The organism is Desulfovibrio sp. OH1186_COT-070, assembly GCF_003860215.1.
In the GTDB taxonomy this organism is placed as follows: Bacteria; Desulfobacterota; Desulfovibrionia; order Desulfovibrionales; family Desulfovibrionaceae; genus Desulfovibrio.
In genome coordinates, this window is sequence record NZ_RQYH01000095.1 from 1 (window position 1) to 1,022 (window position 1,022).

Below are 1,022 nucleotides of genomic sequence, written 5' to 3' on the forward strand. Positions count from 1 at the left end.
AAATAAGGCTTTGAATCAAGAAACAAAAAATACAGGGTGGGCAGAATGGTCAGTTTCAGAACAAACTGATCCACGAAATATCGAATCATGGTATTTAACAAATCCTAGTTTAGGAACAATATTTACTGAAAGGTCTGTCGAAGATGAAATAGGTTCTGACGAAATAGACTTTAATATTCAAAGACTAGGTCTTTGGATAAAATATAATCAAAAATCAGCAATTAGTGAAACGGATTGGAGACTTTTAAAAGTAAACAAAGTTCCAAATTTAAGAGGAAAGCTATTTGCAGGGATAAAATATGGGGCTGACGGAACTAATGTTGCAATGAGTATTGCTGTTAAGACTGAAGATGAAAGAATTTTTGTAGAAAGTATAGATTGTCAAACTGTTAGAAATGGAAATCTTTGGATAATAAATTTTTTAAAAAATGCTGATGTTGCAGAGGTTGTTATTGATGGACAATCAGGACAAAAAATATTATTTGATGAAATTTTGGACTATAAACTAAGAAAACCAATTTTACCAACAGTAAAAGAGGTTGTAGTTGCAAATTCTATGTGGGAACAAGGAATTTTTCAAAAAACGATATGTCACAAAGATCAACCATCTCTAACAAAAGTGGCTACAAATTGTGAAAAGAGGTTTATAGGAGTAAGTGGTGGATTTGGATATAAATCACAATATGAAGACAATGATATAGCACTAATGGATAGTGCTTTACTTGCACATTGGATTTGTAGTATTTCAAAACCACCAAAAAAACAAAAAATTAAGTATTAAAATTAAATATTTGATTATTAAAGACACTTTTAAAAGTGTCTTTTTTAATATAAAAATACAGAATCAAACTGGACAAATAGGAGGAAAAAGAATGGGTGAATTTAAACCAATCACTACACAAGAAGAATTAGATTCTATAATCGGAGAGAGATTGAAAAGACAAAAAGAAAGTATCTCAAAACAATATACAGATTATGAGGAGCTAAAAACAAAGAACGTTAATTTAGAAAAAGAATTGACA

1 protein-coding gene is annotated in these 1,022 nt (G+C 29.6%); it reads left to right on the forward strand.

Features of this window, described 5'->3' with window-relative positions; genetic code table 11:
* Positions 1-781, forward strand: a 781-nt coding sequence (locus EII23_RS13005) for a hypothetical protein (protein ID WP_221620410.1), incomplete at its 5' end; no start/stop codon positions are given.
* Positions 782-1,022 lie beyond the last annotated feature (241 nt).